Raw genomic sequence first — 15778 nt, 5'->3', positions numbered from 1 at the left:
AAGATTCATTAGTCACTTATTCCATGCTGGATGACATATTTAATGCAGCAAAAGTAGACAAAGAAAAATTGATAATACCGGGTGCCGGGCATTGTGAAGCTGAGGTAGTGGATCCGGAATAGTATTGGAACAAGGTATGGGGTTTGTGGATAAATATATGGAGTAATGAAAGAGGGTAAAAAGAAACTGCCGATATGCAATCGGCAGTTTCCTTTCGTTTTCGTCCAGAATATTTTGAGCTTACATCGCGTTTTTATCAGGATTAATTAGCCTGAACGATTATTTCATCGATTATACCGTAATCCTTCGCCTCATTTGCGCTTAAGAAATAATCACGATCTGTGTCCTTCGCCACCTTTTCGATAGGCTGACCGGTCCTTTCCGAGATGATTTGATTGATATGATCCTTTAGCTTTAAAATCCTTCGGGCAGAAATTTCAATCTCCGTGGCTTGCCCCCTCGCCCCACCTAGCGGTTGATGAAGCATGATTTCACTATTTGGCAAAGCGCACCTTTTCCCTTTCGTACCCGCCAATAAAAGCATGGCACCGAATGATGCAGCCATCCCCGTACATACAGTCCGGACATCAGGCTTAATATATTGCATCGTATCATAAATGGCGAAACCGGCACTGGTCGATCCCCCTGGACTGTTTATGAAGATGGTAATTTCTTTATCAGGTGCATCCGCTGCCAAGAATAACAATTGGGCAACCACGCTATTGGCTAAATGATCGGTGATCTCTTCCCCAATCATGATGATACGGTCTTTTAGAAGTCTGGAATAAATATCGTACGAGCGCTCACCCTTGCTTGATTGCTCAATTACATATGGAATTGTGGTCATATCTCTTCTTCCTCCTAACAATATAATTGGCTATGCAGCCATTGAGAGTGTGTTTGAAGGAGTGAAGCTTGATTGAGAAAGAATCGGACGATTCATCAGTTTAGGAATCATCGATTCACTGTTCAGGGATTTAAAAGATGGGATGCTTCTAATGAGGATATCAGGATTTTGGGCTTTTAAAGCCTGTGTCATCAGGGACATGAGCCGCTGTTCCTCCTCATCCTGCCAATCTTCCACACAAGACAACATACGCTCATCAACGTCATTGTCAAAACGCTTTTTCACACGGTTCAAGATGGCTTTTACTGCTGTTTCCGTGGTGTTCAAATAATCTGAGATTTCTTTTGACCGATAGAGGAACCCTTCCTTTAATATGAACACTACAGCTTGTTTCGGGGTAAGGGATTTAATTATATATTCAACCGTTTCAAAAACATTTTCCCCTCCTGCCCCCTGCTGTTCGGTATCCAACAGATCGTCTAAGGATTCTTTTTTCCTTTTTCTAATCGTATCAATCCAGGAATGGCGGGCAATCGTCTTCAATAGAGCGGTTGTTATCTCCGTTTTCTTTCCATAGCCCTGCATTGCCCTCAATATCGTTTCCTGTGCCAAATCATCCCCATCCCAATTATTTTGGGTCAGGAATCGGCAAAACCGCAGCAATTCAGGATAGACTTCACGCAAAATCGCACCGTTATCATTTTCTTCAGAAATATCTTCCCTTAACTTATTTATCATTTTTTCTCACTCCTTCAACACCCTCTATCCTATAAACGTTTCAGAAAGAGAAAAAGATATGGGGGTGAAAAATTTTCCTTCATTCTTCTTTATATCCTATTCCATTTTTTCCATTGGATTTCCTTTCATACTAAAAACCTGTTTGGTTAAGCTCCAAACAGGCTAATGTCAATGTTCTGTATGCAACAAATAAGACCTCCCCCGCTGTGTACCCGGTTCGTCACCAAGCATTTCAGTGAAGACCTTATTTACCAAACCAATTATTATTCTCCGTACACGCCATTAAGACAATCAGCAAAATCTTTGGAAGTGACTTTCAGGAATGTTTCGTATATATCCAAACCTTTTCCCAATTCTCAACTTGTTCCGATATCCCTGACCTCCCCGGATGTCCTTGTAGTGAATCCTGAATTTCAAATTTCCGGATGATCCATAGGAACTCAGCTGCTATTCCAGGTGTTCAATGCATTCGACCGTGTATTCGCTAGGTTCCATTTCGTTTTCTTCGATACCAAACCAACTGGAGGTGCGACCTTCATTAGCGCTATCTTTACAATAGTTCACCATAGAACCTGCTGGATTATCTTCAGATTCAGACTCTTGATCGCTCATCTCTTCAAAATTCACCGATCGCTCGTTATGACGCTCTCTGTCTACCTTTTCATTCTCCAGGTCTGCGAACATGAACATGCAGTAAAAAACGGCTATCATAATTGCCATAGTAATCAACCTTGAGCTTAAAGGCAGTACCTTTTTCAATATAGCTAAAACTCTCTTCATGGTGGTTTCCCCAATCCTGCTAGCATAATAAATTCAGAATGAATTAATTCATCTATTAAATATCCATCAATAACACTAGTTTAGAAAAATATTACTATTTTCAGTATATCAAGTTCCAGAAGTTGTTTATTGCTATTATTCAATAAACAACTAAAATACTCCGAACCCTATAAAAAGGACAGTCCAAAAAATATCAGTATACTCCTCAAATTGACTTCCATCCTTTTTCAGTGTTACTCTTAAAAGTATACATTCAAAATACTGATTCCATTGGCGTGAAATAAGGGTGATCACTTTTGCCAAAAGAACATTTAATAGACGTTCAACCAATCAGATCATCGGAAAAATTAGATGATATGAAATGGTCATTGAAAAGACATTGCAGCGAGAGAGACTACATATTGTTCTTGTTAGGCATCAATACCGGATTGCGTGTAACTGATTTATTATCGCTGAAGATAAAGGACATTGAAGGCAAGATGGAGGTCATCATCAAGGAAGGGAAAGCAAAAAAGCCAAGAATGATACAGCTTAATACTATATGTAATGAATTGGCCGCCTATATAGCCACCATTGATGGTGAATGGCTATTCCCCTCACGCAAGGGCGATAAGCCAATAAGTAAGATACAAGCTTACAGACAGCTTAATAAAGCAGCTGACATGGTGGACATCGAGGGCGTCGGTACACATACCATGCGGAAAACATTCGGGTACTGGCACTATAAACGAAGTAAGAACCTCACTGAGTTACAAATGATCCTTAACCATTCACACCCTGTAATTACACTTAAGTACATTGGGGTTGCTGAAGAAGGAACAGAGGGCAGCTTAAATGACTTTACACTATGGGAGGACGGAAGAAATGTCACTGACTGAATACAATGCAAAATATGAATCTATCATTCGCAGCAATATTTCCGACAGACAAAAGGCATTGAAGTTAGCTGATTTAATGACCGATATGGAAGGCCAGCTAAAAAATGAAATCGGGGAACATCGAAATAAAGAGGTAAATGCTTTATATAAAAAAGTATCTCTTTTCTCCAACTTGTTATAACCAGCTTAAGACCTTGCCCTTATGTGCAGAGGTCTTTTTTTGCTGCTGTGAAGGTAAATGATCTGTTTCCTCAAGGGTTTACACTGAACTCCTTTAACATCCGACTCACTCGATAATGGTTTCAATGTTTACAAATTAAACATACTTAAGGAATACTTTTTCGCCATTATTTGCAAGATTTTTATCCCGGCAACGCTGTTCCCCTTCTCATCCAGCGCTGCACCATAAATTCCAATCCCACATTTTCCGGGGACGGCCCCCATGATTCCCCCTGACACACCGCTTTTAGCCGGTATGCCAACATTAATGGCAAATTCACCTGATGCGTTATACATGCCGCAAGTAACCATGAATGTCTTGCAAATACGTGCAATGTCCCCGGGGATGATTTGCTTTCCCGTCAACAAATCTTTCCCATTCATGGCCAGCACACAGCCTATCCTCGCTAAATCCTGACTGTCCATTTCAATGGCACACTGCTTCGAATACAATTCGATTAAATCCTCCACATCCTCATTTATTACATTATGCTGCTTTAAAAAATAGCTTAAAGACCTATTCAAGTCTGCTGTATTGTATTCTGACCGGGCAACATCTTCATTAAAACCGATAGTAGGATTTTGCGTCAACTCCCGGATAAAATGTAAAATACGCTGAAATCGCTCATTTACACTGTTACCTGCAATCATGTGGGTCACAGTCAATGCTCCTGCATTGATCATCGGGTTTAACGGCTTGGATGGCTTGTTTGTCTCTAGCTTGGCAATTGAGTTAAAAGGGTCGCCGGTAGGTTCTTTTCCTACATAGGAAAAGACATATTCCTCTCCCTTTTCCATTAATACCAGAGCAAGTGTCAAAACTTTCGATATGCTTTGCAGGGTCATTTTACCTCTTACATCCCCCGCACAATATCCTTTTCCGTCAGGATAGTAAATTGCAACAGACAAATCCCCAGGATTCGCCTTCTCAAGAGCCGGTATATAGTCTGCCACTGTTCCCATATTTGTATATTTTTTTGCCTCATCGACCAGTTGCTGTAATTCTTCATTGGAACTGCATTGACATCCCATATTGTTCACAATTTTCCGCCCCTTAGAAAATTTGTTTTGTGAAGCGTTCTTAGATAGTGGTTTTATTATTTATTACCATATTTCATCGATATTATTTAAAAAACTACGAAGCGGCACTTTCCTGGTTTTAGATTTCTTAAATAATAATTCTTTAAAGAAATTTTCATATGCTTCTTACTGATACTAATTCACCCATTATAAGGTCTAACCATACTCCCCTAATCTAAATGCATACGGTTCTGAATTATTTTCGTCGTGTTTAAAGAAAAAAGACCTCACATAATCGTTGAGATCTTGATTTTAATGCTGCGTTGGAATCAAATAGGGTTCATCTTTTTTTGTTATGTGTATATATTCAAAGACATATCATTGGTTAATCATCCAATTCTTCAACTCTTAAACCTTCAATACCCATAATTTTTGAAGCTTCGGTTTCATTCTCAGGAAAAATGAAGCATTGTTTTTCATGAGAAGAAGTAGCCAGCCAGACCTTTCCTTGTTTAAAAAAAGACAAATCCTCAGGCAAATTAGGCATTTCCCACTGAAAAAGAGATTTTGCAATCATTTTTATTATTGATTTTGCATTCCCATCAGCATAAAAATAATAAACATTTGCAGTTTGATTATCACCAAGAGTTGTACTAGCCCATGTTGATTCGCTTCTCATTTCTTTTAATGATGCTTTGAACTTATTTATGATTTCCTCTAAGTCTTTTATTGCACCCATATCGGTTCTAATAACTAGATGAAATTCATCACATACTTCAAAGCATAAATCAATTAGTTCCTGATAAACTCTATTTTTTGGATCCCTTTCAACGCTTAACATCTTGTCCCCCCTATTTATAAATCAAGCATATTACAATACGAGATTATTTTGCACTGCCATAGAACGCATGTGCACCCTCAATCCGAATACCTTTACCATTTCTATCGTATCCAGAGAGTGGATGATAGTGCCAAACCATGTTCTTTCCATTTGAAACGCTGATGATAACGGGAGTAATGCATCATGCCTCATATGAATATTCTATCCTCACAATAATGTACTCCTACGCAGATCGTGATTCAGAATTACTTTGATCCTGAACAACAACAACAACATATATAACAAAGGTCAAGCTGTAAGACAGATGGGCTAATGCCTTGTAAAAAAACAGGGGCAACCTTCTCTGTTCTTTAAAGATTTAATTAAAAAAAGAAGGAATTAGAAGCGATAAGACGGAAATATAGAACATACGAATATTATCGCATAAGAAGCTTTCATATGTATCTCACACTTGATGGAAAGTAGGAAAGGTCATGGGAAAATCAAAAAGTTTACAAGAAATCTATAACGCCAACCGTCCAGAAAATAATGAACTTTTCCGAGCGATACAACAGCAGCTACAACTGAAGCATCCAGACAAACGAATGACAACTACGAGAACAATGCAAATAATTGTGGCTGATAGTGTTTCATCTGGAGAGCTGCGGAATGTGGAAGCCCGCCTTCTTTACAGTTTATAAGGGTCTGCTGTTTCATAAACCGTTTAAAAGTTTCGAACACAGAAACGAATTCATCATTGAAAGAATTTCTGAAAAAAATGGCCCATTTGTTGAATAAAGTAATTGGATGAAGTATATAATCCAATTGGTTATGATCGAGCCTGAGACCTAACGATCGAGCTTGAAACAACATGGTACATATAATTTGGTTCGTTTCGTAAACAAACTTCATTCTTTCGCCTACTTCGTGCGCCCTGTGCAATGATTTTTGCCTTTGGAAAAGTCTCAGATATTTTATTACTCAATTTCAATATATACCTACTTTCAACTGGTGAGTAAATATGCTCAAAAGATAAAGATTGACAACATTTTTAGAGTGACTCATACTAGTAATGACTCAGGTGACAGAATATTATGAATAGTGGAGGGGTAATTATGAATAAGATTTTCGTTCCTAACGCAATCGCCACTTTAACAAGGCTTTTCTACAGTTCGACTACAACGAATGAGTATTTAGCTATGAGAACCGCTCAATTCTACATTGAAGACCTGAAGTTACTGCAAGACGTGGAGGCTGTTGCCTTGGCGATCGAAAATCAAAATGCTTTCGCATTAATGTCTAAATTCAAATTATTTGATTATAAGGCTGCTGAAAAAATTGAAATCGCACTCTCCGCTTCTGGCTATACGGAAGCAGACTTGAATGCTATGAATATTGAAATCTAAATCAATTAACAAAGTTTACGAAACGAATGGCAGAGTTAATACTCTTTGACCCATTCGTTTTTTCTTTTTAATTGTAAGAACAAACGTTGATAAAATAAACGATTTCAGTGCATAAGATTCTATCACCTTTTTAACTCCGATAAGCTGCCAATTGTTTGATTCGATTTTGTTTGCTCCTTGGTTTCAATTCCCTTCATTCTGGAGTGATTAAAAACCATTGCATAATGCCCCCGCACATTATTTGAACATGTTCTGTAGTGCGTCATGAACACAAAAAAGCTTCACACAATTAAGTGTGAAGCTTGATGTAATAGCGATTCTTCGCTATTGGTGATACCGGTGGCCGGGGTCGAACCGGCACTCCAGAGGAACACGATTTTGAGTCGGGCTAAAAAATGTTAAATTCCCCATTTGCGGAAACCGATATCCCTTAAAAACCATCATATTTCTCCCTCTTTTTGAACCGCGCAATGGGGAAACAAGCAAAAATTAGTCTCAGAACTATGAAAAACCACCAAAAAAACAGTAAATTCCTAATCAAATGGCAACCCCAAAGAGAACCACAAGCATAGAATTTCCAGATTCAGTGCCACTATGGTTTGATACTTATATCTTTCCGCTAAACTCCCACAGCCCAAGCTGCCCTTTTGCAGGAATATATTCATCGAGCATCCGCATGTCCTCAATTTCCCAGGCATAGCCGCCAACTCTGTAATCCCCTAAAAACAAGTCGTTCCCTGAAATAACCCGACTATCTTCTAAGACCGCCCAGTTTCCATTGTTTTCTTCTATTTTCAAACAGTTTTTCAGCTTGCAGACTCCAATTATCATTCCGGTCGGCAGATTATCTTCTGTATACCCATGCTTAGCCAGCAGCTCGGCAACTCCATCCAGTCTACAGGCGGGCTTATCTACTTTTTTGCTCGTATGAATAGCAAGAGGACCCCGATAATGCGTTCTCCAAGTCCTTGTTTCATATTCGGCTTCCCTAAGGACAAATAAGCTTGCCCAAGGCTGGATCATCGACAGTACTTTCATTATTAATCCCCCTGCTCCTGACATCATTAAGTTAATTGGTTATATAGTTCCCTTGAATAAGGATAATATAGACTGTATCTAGATTTAATGTTCACTTTTGCCATAAAAAAGACAGCTAACCAAAATGTACGCTGTCCTCGTGGTCCTAACTATATTTTGTTGCAACACTAAGTGCATAGATGCTAGTGCATTATTTTGGCAGTTCTACAGTAAACGGTTCTAACTTTTCACTGTCGATAAAGCTAGAAAAATCGAATTGTAGAACAGTTTTCTCCTGCTTAAAATCAGCTATTTTTTCCGTTGTTTTGTCTATTAACTTGTGCTTAACGGCAGCTCACAAGGGAATACCCTAAAAAAGGCAATACTAAAGACACCTTGCAACATCGAATTTTTTTCCATACTATAAGGGTAAGGAAATTCCATATTTAGTTTTATAGGATTATTGGGACAAGCTACAAAAGGACCACCCAGGTCCTTTTTGTTTTGGTTAATAAAATATTGATTTTAAAATAAAAAATAAGCCTGGCTTGGCTCATTTTTTGTTAAAAGTTATTATCGATAAATTCTGCTTCTTCATCTGTGTTAAGGATTCCGGTGGCTTTTCCAACAGTTCCATTTTGATACTCCCAAAAGTAGTTATGATCTTGAGCAACGTTGTCAAAGTTTCCTTCTTTCCAACCAGATACGATATTTAACAAATCACCTTTAAGCATGAAATCGCTATCAACCACAATATCGTAAACTGCATTGATGTTTTCGGAATTCATCTCAACTGCTCCCCATTTCTCTTCTGCAATAACTTTTTGATGAGTCATATGGTGCATAACATCCATAACTTCTTCTTGAGTTGAATTTTGGGTAAGACCAGTTTCATCTTGAACTCCACCAATTTCTGAAGTTTGTTCTTCCATTTCTGCTTCTTCATCATCCTTATTCAAAATTTCCACAGGAGCACTTCTAGATTCCCGCCTTTCTTCATAATTTTTAGCATTCTGATAAATTGTCATTACCACTGAGATAACTGCTGCAGCTGTTATAAGTCCAACCATTGACCATCTAAATTTGTTCATTGTAAGTTCCTCCGAGTCATAGTTCGATTATCACTCATTTCAGTTACATCCTTTTATGGATAAGCTAACCATTATTATATTAACATAAACTATTAACAAATAATCTTAAACTATTAAGTAACCATATAGATAGATAGATATAAAATTTTTATCTTATAATAAAAAAATAGAGCATAAGTTATTAATCCTCAAAATCATCTAAATCTAAATTGATTAGATGGGATTAATATTTTTCTTTTTATAAGCTGGTAACTTTTGTACAGGCTTGGATTGCTCTTTAGTTATAGCTAGGGTTACACTTTTATCATAGCTCAAAAAATCTTTAGACTGTTTTTGTACTGAAGTTCCTTGTTCATTTTCCTCGTTTAGGTCTGCGCTTTTTACAGAGCTGACAGCAACTTTTGGAAGTAACTGCTGCACTATTTTATCTGTGACATGAAAGTACTTCTTAGAAGGCGAACCCATGATTACCGATTCGATATATCCTGCATCTTCTAAATTGCTTTCAATTGCTGCCTCTATGATAAAGCTGTTTCTTCTTCCAAAACTCCACTAGTTAAATAAAAGTACTCTTTACCATCTCGTACAGTTAGCATTTTCTTACTTCCAAAACTTTCATAGCTTGAACATAACTGTCCAAAAATAATTGCTCCGTTGACTGATACTTCATGAGCTAGTTCTTTGTTAAACATGACAAATCCTTTTCCACTTAAAAGTGACATGAGTTTCATAAAATTTTCCCCTTTTGACACAGAAAAAGAAACTTGCTAAAATTTAATTAGAAGTTAATTCTTCTGTTTTTTGTGTAGAGATGGTAGAGCCGCCAAACTCATTTGCCATCTCTTTTATTATTATAATTCAACGTACACTTGTTCGTAAAATATAAGTTGGGATATATTACCTACATTTTCAATCCTTTTAATGCTCCGTGCAACTTATGCTTTTGCTCCAGATCTTGTCCCCATAAATTCACATATCTTTTAGTAACAGTGATATCTGTATGACCAAGTAAATGCATTAAAGAGAATGCATCCACACCTGAAACAATCATCCTCTTAGCCATCGTATGTCTAAATGTATGAGGACTAACTCGCTTATTTATCATTGCTTTCTTCCCAAACTCTTAGTAAGCCTAGTTTGAATGCTATGTCGATTTAATTCTTTATTATCTTGGCTTATAAACAGCTTGGTCGTCTCAACATCTCCTCTTATCTTTATATATCTACTTAGCTGCTCTTGTGTCGTTTCAGATAAGTAAACCGTTCTTTCAAAGAGATTCTTTGTTCTTCTAATAATGATAATGTTCCCCCTAACATCATCTACTTCAATGCCTACAAGTTCAGACAATCTGACTCCAGTATCCAGGAAAACAAGTATGATTACTTCATCTCTAAAGGATATAAACTTTTTTTCTTTTCTAATTGTCCCTATAAGTTTCTCAATTTCTTTATTGTCCAATGTATCAATTGTCTTTTGTCTATCCCTTAATAATTTGATGTTCTTCATTGGGTTCTTATCGATAAATTTGCTCTTACATAAAAAGTTATAGAATGCTCTTAGAGCTCTCAATCGGGTATTAATAGTAGTAACCTTCATTAGTTCCTTACTCTGGAGAATTAAGCTTTCTACGTCCTTTTGTACCCATTTAACGAGCTGCTTATTAATAATCCGCTTTGCTCCATGAAATTCATTTTTGTAGTATTCAATCGTCGCTGGTCTTAAGTTTCTTAAATAGCAGTCCTTAAAAAAGGCTTCATATGCTTCTTCATCTGAAATCTTCTTCTTAATAATTCTTAGTTCATCTTCTGTTAATTCTTTACGTCTTCTCATTACGACCTCCTAAGCACACGATTCGCCGCACACGATTCTGGATTATTTTTGTCGTATTAAAGACATAGAAAAAAGGCCCCAACATTTAAGTTGAGACCTTTTTTCTATAAGCTTTCATGATACCGGTGGCCGGGGTCGAACCGGCACTCCAGAGGAACACGATTTTGAGTCGGAAAGTTCCAGTATCCATATCTTATTATACCTTTATTTACAGTGATATTATGTAATTCTACAGGTAATTGTAATTTTTAATATATTATCTCTGCACACGACAATCTAATAATAATGATTATATACAGTTTCTTTTTCAATAGCAATATACCTTTTGTACTTCTCCTTACGAAAATCGTTACGGTATTATATTAAATAATGATAGTTCCATTAACATGTATTTGCTGTTTAGAAACTAACCTCTTACTATAGCTATAAGAATTTCCTGAGTGCATTCATTTACTGTCACAGAGTTTGATAAGATAAGAAGTAAGGTAAAACTATCAATCAGTACTATAGTGCTTTAAGATTTAATTCTTTATGATTTGACATATTTGAATTAAATTCAATAAGTTAACTTTTATTATCAAATGTCTTTAACCATTTGATAAATCATAACAACACTTGAAGTATTTTTAGTAAGTGACCTACCATCATTTTTTATGAATATTAAAATAAATATATAAAAAGGATGAAAATAAATGAGTCTACGAAACCCTGTTGCAGTAAATAAGATAGAAAAACCAGTAATTATTTTTAAAAATGGGATAGAATTAAAAGAATTTCCTTCTATTCAATCAGCTTCAAAATGGTTAAAAGAGTACTCAGATTACGAATACATACCATACAAGCAAGTAGAAAGTGGAATATTTTTTGGAGAAACTTGGTCATATAATGGAAATACCTATGCTTTCACAACTGATGAAAATGTTAGATTAGCTAAATTAAATGAATTGGGTATTGAGACAGAAAACAATAATGAAAGTAAAGTTGAGCCTACTGGGTTTTGGACATTTTTCTGTAATCCAAAGAAATGGGCTATTGATGACTTCTTAACCTCAAACAAAGTTGAAGATACCTTTTCAATAACTAGTTGGCAAAAAGACTGGTTTAAAGAAAGACAATTAGGTGTTATTAGAGTTGGTCACGACTATAGAAATAAAGAACAACTAAACGGTAAACCCAAGCTAAAGCGTGGGATTTACGCAGTAGTTGAAGTTACTGATGAACCAATTTATTCATCAGAAAGAGACGAACATTATTACGAGGAAAGCGATCAAGAAAATTATCGAGTACCTGTTAGATACATAAGAAACTTATTAAATAGACCAATACTACTTGATGATTTAAATTTAGAAGAACAAGAATTTGATAAGTATTTGGTTGAAGGCTTTCAAGCTTCTTCAATGCCTTTAAATCCACAAACGTTAAGAAAAATTTCCATACTTGTAGATAGTCCTAAAAACACAAACACTATCCCTCTTAAAGTAGGAAATGAATATGCTAGAAAAGACGTTTATAGGGTTTTCAATGTTCCCGAAGAAAAACAAGGTGGTAATTGGAACACTGGTTACACTACCTTCAATAATGACATTTTTATATTCGCCAACATTAACTCTGCTGGACGTACTGGGCATGATTATGACAATAAGTTTATTGGTGATGAATTTCAGTGGTTCGGTAAAAATCATCACTCATTATCTACACCAACTATTCAAGCCATGTTAAATCCGAAAGGAAACATTTATATTTTCACACGTGAGGACAGTAGTAATCCTAACTTTGTATATCAAGGTAACGGTAGAGTAAAAGAATATGAGAACACTAAACCAGTAAAGATCATATGGGAATTTAATGATGAAAATGAAGAATACCCTAATAAAACTACTGAGGAAGTAGATAACCCAGAAAAATTTACAGAAGGGGCGACTAAACAAGTATCTGTTAACGTTTATGAACGTAACCCTGTAGCCAGAAAGAAATGCATTGAACACTATGGGTATAGTTGTGTAGTTTGTGATTTTAATTTTGAAAGAACTTATGGTGATCTTGGCAAGGACTTTATACATGTTCATCACCTTAAAGAGTTACATACTATCGGTGAAGAATATGAAGTTGACCCTATTGCTGATTTAAGACCTGTATGTCCAAATTGCCATGCTATGTTACATAAGAAAAAACCTGCTTACTCTATTGAGTTCTTAAAAAAGCTATTAAAAGGAGTGGCTATAAGTGAATTATAAAAACGACCTTAAAGTACACAATGAGTGGGATAGAAAAATTCTAAAATCCAGTGAAGGTAAGGATAGATATTATAGGGTTTTCGTGGGTGACGTTACATGGAACGACGGTATTGAGAGGCTAGCTTGTATTGTGTTTATTCAACATGGTAATTCTGAAGATTGGAAAACGGCTTGCAAAAATAGAGAAATTGTTTTTGATAATCCTGCACATATTTTATTTCAAGACTATGAAATGGTTGATAAAGCCTGTAAAGACCTGATAGCACGTTATTCTAAATAAAAAGGAAAACGCTTGACATGATAAATTCGATTATCAATAACTTTATAAATGATTTAAATAATACATTATTAAAAGATCATAACAAGTTAACATGCAGAGACATACGTAATGCCTACATTTACCTAACGGATAACTTTAAAGAGTATTTTGGTAGTAAAAGTAACTTCTCTGGTTTTACCGAGTTACTACTTCTTAAAATTATAGAAGGGTGGCTTTTATCAAATAGTTACCTTAAAGTCTCTTCTGGGGGAACTTTAAATGGTAAAAGAACATACTTTGATAAGTATGGAAATGAGAAGATTAAAACACAACAATCGGATATCAAAGTAATGAATGGTAACACCATTGAATATTACTTTTCAGTAAAAGCAATTAAAATACCTCAAAAGGTAAAAGTAGACGTTGGTGACTTAAATAGTAATATTGTGGCTAATTACTTTCAAGGCAGTTTGTATAAAGATATTGAAATACCTTTAGCATTACAGGACTTTAACCGAATAGAGAATGTACGACATAGTGAACATGATAACTTTAAAGCTGTCACTATTTTTTATTCTAAACCCAACGGTACAAATATAGATTTACTAAATAAGATTAAAAAAGACTACAGCTGGTACGATTATATTTGTCTAAATGATAATAACTTTGCTGATAGAATCTTCATAAACTTGTTAAAAGAAAAATTGAATGTCTATCAGTAAGGAAAAAGGGTGTCCGTTTTTAGGATACCCTTCTATAGTTCTTCTTCAATCAACAATCTTAATTTATGCTTTTTCATAAAGTCAGCTATAAAAATTTCACCGAATTTTTCAATATAGTAATAATATTTATCCATTTTTGTTTTATCCAAATCATATTCTAATAACGCCTTATGGATAATCTCATGCCTCATATTTATCATTTCACTTAACACATTTGCAATAGTATCTTCTTTCTCGTTATATTTAATTCTTTTACTTAAAACATCATATAAGTCAAAATTCAAATATTTTGTATATCCTCTATTAGCAGATTTAAAGTTTTGAAAAGAATAGTCCTCTAATTCAATGTCTATAATAGACTTTTCACCTGAAAGTATTTCTTTCACGATTGAATATGGTAATTTATCTTTCTTACGAAAAATTTTATCTACTGCTTCATCATTTGTTTCTAAGTATCTCATAAAAAATAATTTCAAAAATGTTTCAAGAACAGAAACAAAAAATGGCAACAATGTGTTGTTGCGTAATAACTGTTTATTACTTATGGGATAACCTCTTGCTAATTCTCCTTCAATTTCTTTTAGATCTACTTCTTCAATTAGTAACTTTGCTTTACGTAGATTCTCTTTAAAATGTAAATAGGCTAAACCACAGGCAATTTCGGTTCTGGATAAGTTTGGCCAGTCATTATCAAAAAATCCATATTCCCGTTCATCAGGATCAAAGATTTCACCACCATGTTTTTCTTGTATTTTACGAAGGACTTCCATTTGCATTTCAATATCTCCATAACTTCTACCCGCATAAGTCTTTGTGTTAAGCACTGTTTTAAACACTTTGATTACCTCTGGTTCATCACTAATAAACACTTCAACATCATAGCTATAACTAAACCAGCAACCTCTTGTTGAAACATAATCAGCGTTAAACCAGAAGTAATCATCATAAACTTCACTTTTTTCAAAACCTAAGTTAAAAATAATTTGTTCTATACTATCCTTATCTATGTAGTCTTCTACTAATAGACTTAATTCTATACTCATTGATGATCCTCCAGTTATTTAAAAACCCAACGCTTTTAGATGGTCATGGTATGGTGTTAGATTGGTGTAAATAAATATTTTTTGATTAGTTTCAAGTTCTTTAGGGGGTGGTGGCGTTGTTCGGGTAGAGTGACCCTGAAAAATCGACATAGCCTCTTCTATAGTTGTATATAGCATTGTATCATTTATTTTTCTTTTAAGTTCTTTAATATAACTTGGGCAATCAGAATGTTTATAACTGCTAATATTTATACTTTCATGGACTGCTTTATAATTTTCTAATACACCAGTAAGACCTATATTAAATATGTTATAAATGGGTTTAATATCACATGCACTCTCTAAATATTCTCTCTTTTGATAGTCAGAAGGAGAAGAAGTTTTAACATTTAATAAATCATGGGCATATGCATACGTCCACGCTTTGTCATGTTGTGTATGTACATCTGATCCACCTTCATATTGAATAAAATTATAAAAACTGTACAGAGGTATCATTTTATTTTGTTCGGCATATTCAATTAAGATGTCAATCTGTGGTTTCTTTTCTTCACCAACATAATAGTCCAGTTGAGAGTATTCATCATTGGAATATAACCTCTTTGCTTGTATGCTTAAAGCTATAAACTTCCCTTCTTCCTCTAACCACCATTCAATATCTGCACCAGTTATATTCTCTGGGCTTTCTGTGCGTGTTGCAATTGCTATACTAAGACCCTTTCTCTCTAGTTTTTTCAACTCAGAGAATATGGAACTAGTAATTGAGGGTTCATTAGCACCCTGCTGGAGTTGAATAACTTCGTGCATTTGATCCCATATTTCACATGAAATTCTCTTAATTTCTTTAATTAGAGTACTTTTCGTTTCCACTCGT

20 protein-coding genes and 1 pseudogene are annotated in these 15778 nt (G+C 35.3%); 8 read left to right on the top strand and 13 right to left on the bottom strand.

Going from position 1 to position 15778, the window contains the following annotated elements; genetic code table 11:
• Positions 1–2: 2 nt before the first annotated feature.
• Positions 3–122, top strand: a pseudogene (locus LQ188_RS20450) (alpha/beta hydrolase); the annotation flags it as partial.
• Between the two features lie 140 nt (positions 123–262).
• On the opposite strand, the gene clpP reads toward LQ188_RS20450, so the two are convergent.
• The 3 genes from clpP to LQ188_RS20435 all read right to left on the bottom strand — a co-directional run bounded on the left by clpP (position 263) and on the right by LQ188_RS20435 (position 2365).
• Entirely contained in the window at positions 263–847 is a 585-nt protein-coding gene (gene clpP, locus LQ188_RS20445) for an ATP-dependent Clp endopeptidase proteolytic subunit ClpP (protein ID WP_101223429.1), read from the bottom strand.
• Positions 848–877: 30 nt separating this feature from the next.
• Positions 878–1585: a sigma-70 family RNA polymerase sigma factor gene (locus LQ188_RS20440; protein WP_230177997.1), complete on the bottom strand. Its 708-nt coding sequence runs from the start codon at positions 1583–1585 to the stop codon at positions 878–880.
• Between the two features lie 447 nt (positions 1586–2032).
• Positions 2033–2365 carry a hypothetical protein gene (locus tag LQ188_RS20435; protein WP_101223431.1) on the bottom strand — a complete coding sequence of 111 codons (333 nt, stop codon included), beginning with the start codon at positions 2363–2365 and terminating at the stop codon, positions 2033–2035.
• 356 nt (positions 2366–2721) lie between these two features.
• Here LQ188_RS20435 and LQ188_RS20430 point away from each other — a divergent pair, with 356 nt between their 5' ends.
• Together LQ188_RS20430 and LQ188_RS20425 are read left to right on the top strand one after the other, a co-directional pair.
• Positions 2722–3243: a tyrosine-type recombinase/integrase gene (locus tag LQ188_RS20430; RefSeq protein WP_230178222.1), complete on the top strand. Its 522-nt coding sequence runs from the start codon at positions 2722–2724 to the stop codon at positions 3241–3243.
• A complete protein-coding gene (locus LQ188_RS20425) occupies positions 3230–3424 on the top strand; it encodes a hypothetical protein (protein WP_053533812.1) in 195 nt (64 codons plus the stop codon). The genes LQ188_RS20430 and LQ188_RS20425 overlap by 14 nt, the downstream gene beginning before the upstream one ends.
• Positions 3425–3552: 128 nt before the next feature.
• On the opposite strand, the gene glsA is transcribed toward LQ188_RS20425, so the two are convergent.
• Both glsA and LQ188_RS20415 read right to left on the bottom strand, forming a co-directional pair.
• Positions 3553–4494, bottom strand: a complete 942-nt coding sequence (gene glsA / locus LQ188_RS20420) for a glutaminase A (protein ID WP_101223532.1) — start codon at positions 4492–4494, stop codon at positions 3553–3555.
• A gap of 373 nt (positions 4495–4867) precedes the next feature.
• Positions 4868–5323: a stage III sporulation protein AH gene (locus tag LQ188_RS20415; protein ID WP_101223432.1), complete on the bottom strand. Its 456-nt coding sequence runs from the start codon at positions 5321–5323 to the stop codon at positions 4868–4870.
• Between the two features lie 473 nt (positions 5324–5796).
• Between LQ188_RS20415 and LQ188_RS20410 the strand changes: the two genes are divergently transcribed.
• Positions 5797–6003 (top strand): hypothetical protein, encoded by a 207-nt coding sequence (locus LQ188_RS20410; RefSeq protein ID WP_134783170.1) that lies wholly within the window; start codon positions 5797–5799, stop codon positions 6001–6003.
• A gap of 414 nt (positions 6004–6417) precedes the next feature.
• On the top strand, positions 6418–6708 hold the full coding sequence (locus LQ188_RS20405) for a hypothetical protein (protein WP_063596606.1): 291 nt from the start codon (positions 6418–6420) through the stop codon (positions 6706–6708).
• Positions 6709–7314: 606 nt separating this feature from the next.
• On the opposite strand, the gene LQ188_RS20400 is transcribed toward LQ188_RS20405, so the two are convergent.
• The 6 genes from LQ188_RS20400 to LQ188_RS26745 all read right to left on the bottom strand — a co-directional run bounded on the left by LQ188_RS20400 (position 7315) and on the right by LQ188_RS26745 (position 10646).
• On the bottom strand, positions 7315–7746 hold the full coding sequence (locus LQ188_RS20400) for an ASCH domain-containing protein (RefSeq protein WP_063577328.1): 432 nt from the start codon (positions 7744–7746) through the stop codon (positions 7315–7317).
• 542 nt (positions 7747–8288) lie between these two features.
• Positions 8289–8816 carry a DUF6241 domain-containing protein gene (locus tag LQ188_RS20395; protein ID WP_230177995.1) on the bottom strand — a complete coding sequence of 176 codons (528 nt, stop codon included), beginning with the start codon at positions 8814–8816 and terminating at the stop codon, positions 8289–8291.
• Positions 8817–9029: 213 nt separating this feature from the next.
• Positions 9030–9281 (bottom strand): hypothetical protein, encoded by a 252-nt coding sequence (locus LQ188_RS20390; protein WP_230177993.1) that lies wholly within the window; start codon positions 9279–9281, stop codon positions 9030–9032.
• A 53-nt stretch (positions 9282–9334) separates the two neighbouring features.
• Positions 9335–9547 (bottom strand): hypothetical protein, encoded by a 213-nt coding sequence (locus LQ188_RS20385; RefSeq protein ID WP_187050469.1) that lies wholly within the window; start codon positions 9545–9547, stop codon positions 9335–9337.
• A gap of 170 nt (positions 9548–9717) precedes the next feature.
• The gene (locus tag LQ188_RS26750) at positions 9718–9921 is read right to left on the bottom strand and encodes a site-specific integrase (protein WP_253074059.1); all 204 of its coding nucleotides are present in this window, start codon (positions 9919–9921) and stop codon (positions 9718–9720) included.
• A complete protein-coding gene (locus tag LQ188_RS26745; protein WP_253074058.1) occupies positions 9918–10646 on the bottom strand; it encodes a tyrosine-type recombinase/integrase in 729 nt (242 codons plus the stop codon). The genes LQ188_RS26750 and LQ188_RS26745 overlap by 4 nt, the downstream gene beginning before the upstream one ends.
• A gap of 692 nt (positions 10647–11338) precedes the next feature.
• On the opposite strand from LQ188_RS26745, the gene LQ188_RS20375 reads away from it, so the two are divergent.
• Genes LQ188_RS20375 through LQ188_RS20365 form a run of 3 tightly spaced genes read left to right on the top strand, consistent with a single transcriptional unit; the run spans position 11339 to position 13861 of the window.
• On the top strand, positions 11339–12880 hold the full coding sequence (locus LQ188_RS20375) for a DUF3427 domain-containing protein (RefSeq protein ID WP_230177991.1): 1542 nt from the start codon (positions 11339–11341) through the stop codon (positions 12878–12880).
• Positions 12870–13160 carry a hypothetical protein gene (locus LQ188_RS20370; RefSeq protein WP_230177989.1) on the top strand — a complete coding sequence of 97 codons (291 nt, stop codon included), beginning with the start codon at positions 12870–12872 and terminating at the stop codon, positions 13158–13160. The genes LQ188_RS20375 and LQ188_RS20370 overlap by 11 nt, the downstream gene beginning before the upstream one ends.
• Positions 13161–13177: 17 nt before the next feature.
• Positions 13178–13861 carry a hypothetical protein gene (locus tag LQ188_RS20365; RefSeq protein WP_230177987.1) on the top strand — a complete coding sequence of 228 codons (684 nt, stop codon included), beginning with the start codon at positions 13178–13180 and terminating at the stop codon, positions 13859–13861.
• A 32-nt stretch (positions 13862–13893) separates the two neighbouring features.
• Here LQ188_RS20365 and LQ188_RS20360 read toward each other — a convergent pair whose 3' ends face one another.
• Together LQ188_RS20360 and LQ188_RS20355 are read right to left on the bottom strand one after the other, a co-directional pair.
• On the bottom strand, positions 13894–14904 hold the full coding sequence (locus tag LQ188_RS20360; protein WP_230177985.1) for a hypothetical protein: 1011 nt from the start codon (positions 14902–14904) through the stop codon (positions 13894–13896).
• A gap of 18 nt (positions 14905–14922) precedes the next feature.
• Complete coding sequence (locus LQ188_RS20355) at positions 14923–15774, bottom strand: DUF6615 family protein (RefSeq protein WP_230177983.1); 852 nt, start codon at positions 15772–15774, stop codon at positions 14923–14925.
• Positions 15775–15778: the final 4 nt, after the last annotated feature.

Source organism: Peribacillus sp. Bi134 (assembly GCF_918698065.1).
Taxonomy (GTDB): Bacteria; Bacillota; Bacilli; order Bacillales; family DSM-1321; genus Peribacillus.
The sequence above is the reverse complement of the archived record's forward strand: the minus strand, read 5'-3'. Positions and strand labels throughout refer to the sequence as shown.